Annotated in this window: 2 protein-coding genes and 1 pseudogene; 2 read left to right on the top strand and 1 reads right to left on the bottom strand. The window is 61.9% G+C overall.

Annotated elements, in window-relative coordinates; all coding sequences use genetic code 11:
- A partial coding sequence (locus VES88_02340) for a hypothetical protein (GenBank protein HYN80311.1) occupies positions 1-204 on the bottom strand: 204 nt, incomplete at its 3' end.
- A 50-nt stretch (positions 205-254) separates the two neighbouring features.
- Here VES88_02340 and VES88_02335 point away from each other — a divergent pair.
- Together VES88_02335 and VES88_02330 are read left to right on the top strand one after the other, a co-directional pair.
- Positions 255-1012, top strand: a protein-coding gene (locus VES88_02335; protein HYN80310.1) for an IS5 family transposase whose coding sequence is annotated in 2 segments (ribosomal slippage) — positions 255-570 and positions 570-1012 — 759 coding nt in all. Because the reading frame shifts where the segments join, the coding sequence is not laid out codon by codon here.
- A 32-nt stretch (positions 1013-1044) separates the two neighbouring features.
- A pseudogene (locus tag VES88_02330) lies at positions 1045-2120 on the top strand (IS3 family transposase).

Genomic DNA, 2120 nt, shown 5'->3' with positions numbered 1-2120 from the left:
AAGCAAGTCGGGCCGATCGCTCCGCAGTAGGTGACTGATAGGCGCAGTGTCAGCGCCCGCGTGGTATGCCTTGACCGCTTCGCAGTCCTCAGGAAGCTCTGCGATCACTGCCCTTACTTCGGCTTCCTCTTGCTCGTCTCTATTCGGCTTTCGCGGTTGCCGCGGTTGTTCCCACCATGGCTTTTTCTCGCGACCGCGCGGCATGATCTAGGGCGTGTTAACACTAATGAATGAGATTGCGGTATCCTTCGGTTATGGAAATCACCGAAGCTCAATATCAGCATATCGAGCAATGTTTGCCGCGGCAACGCGGCAACGTCAGCTTAACGAACCTGCGGGTGCTGAATGCGATTCTGTATGTGGCCGAGCACGGCTGCAAATGGCGCGGGTTGCCGCAGCGGTTTGGCAACTGGCACACCATTTATACGCGGATGAATCGTTGGTCCAAGAGCGGCGTGCTCGATGCGGTGTTCGAACAGTTGCAGCAGGCCCAGATCGTACGCATCAAGATCGAGGCGGTGGCCCTGGACAGCACCATCGTCAAAGTCCATCCGGATGGCACCGGGGCGCTAAAAAAAACGGGCCGCAAGCCATCGGCCGATCCCGCGGGGGATGGACCACCAAGATTCATCTGGTTGCCGCGGATGCTCGAACGGCCATAACGTTCGCGCTGTCTCCCGGCCAGGCGCACGATGCGCCGACGGGTCGCCAGCTGCTGCGCACGTTGGACGCCCCTGCCTCGCCCATCTACCTGCTGATGGATCGCGCCTACGAGGGGGATGAAACCAGGCAGCTCGCGCTGGAGTTGGGCTTTGTCCCCGTCGTACCTCCCAAGCAAAATCGACTCTCGGCGTGGGACTACGATCGCGTCATGTACCGTCGGCGCAACGAGATCGAAAGACTGTTTCGACGCCTCAAAGGTTTCCGGCGCATCTTCTCGCGTTTCGACAAACTCGACGTGATGTTCATCGCCTTCATCCATTTCGCCTTGATTGTCGAAGGACTCAGATAGTGTTAACACGCCCTAGTCGGAAGAACAAAGAAATCGAAGTGTTGGGCGCCGAGCGCCGACGGCGCTGGTCGGGTGCTGAAAAGCTCGCGATGGTGCGCGAGACGTACGAGCCGGGAATGACGGTGTCGCTGATCGCTCGCCAGCACGGCATCAACCCCAATCAGCTGTTCCACTGGCGCAAGCTCGAGCGCATCGGCGCACTCACCGCGGTCGAGGCGGGCGAGACGGTCGTGCCGGCGGCGGAGCTTGCAGCGGCTCGGCGCCAAATTCGTGAACTTGAGCGCCTGCTCGGCAAGAAGACGCTCGAAGCCGAGATTCTCAAGGAAGCCATGGAGGTGGCGCGGCGAGAGCGAAAATGGATTGCGCGCTCGCCCTTGTTGCCCGGGGACGGCCGATGACAATCGTGTGCGACGTCCTGGGTGTAGCGCGCTCCAACCTGTACGTACGGGCACACCGGCTGGCGAATTGGACGGATCGACGCCGCAACCGCCGGCTGCGCGAGGACGGCGAGCTCGTCGCCGAGATCACGACTAAAGGTCGCCGCGTTGCCGTCCTACGGCTATCGGCGGGCGTGGACGATGGTCAATCGGCGCCGTGACCGCGAAGGCCGGACGCGAGTCAACCACAAGCGCGTCTACCGCGTCATGCGCGACCATCGTTTGCTGCTTCGGCGGCACACCGGGCGGCCGCTGGATTCGCCCAGTCACGACGGGCGGATCGCGGTGAGTAAGAGCGATCGGCGCTGGTGCTCGGACGGTTTCGAGATCGCTTGCGGCAATCGCGAGCGGGTGCGGGTGGCCTTTGCGCTGGATTGCTGCGACCGGGAGGCGATGAGCTGGATCGCAACCATAGGTGGAATCACTGGGGAGATGGTGCGCGACCTGATGGTCGAGGCCGTGGAAGCGCGATTCGGCAGTGCGCTGCCCGAGCGACCCATTGAATGGCTGACGGACAACGGTTCACCCTACATTGCGCGCACCACGCGCTCGTTTGCGCGGGAGATCGGCTTGGAACCGCTGACCACGGCCATTCAGAGCCCGCAATCCAACGGCATGGCGGAAGCCTTTGTGAAGACGTTCAAGCGCGATTACGTTGAGCGCATGGACTG

It is taken from the genome of Gemmatimonadaceae bacterium, from assembly GCA_035633115.1.
GTDB lineage: Bacteria > Gemmatimonadota > Gemmatimonadetes > Gemmatimonadales > Gemmatimonadaceae > UBA4720.
This window is presented reverse-complemented; position numbering and strand designations above follow the sequence as displayed.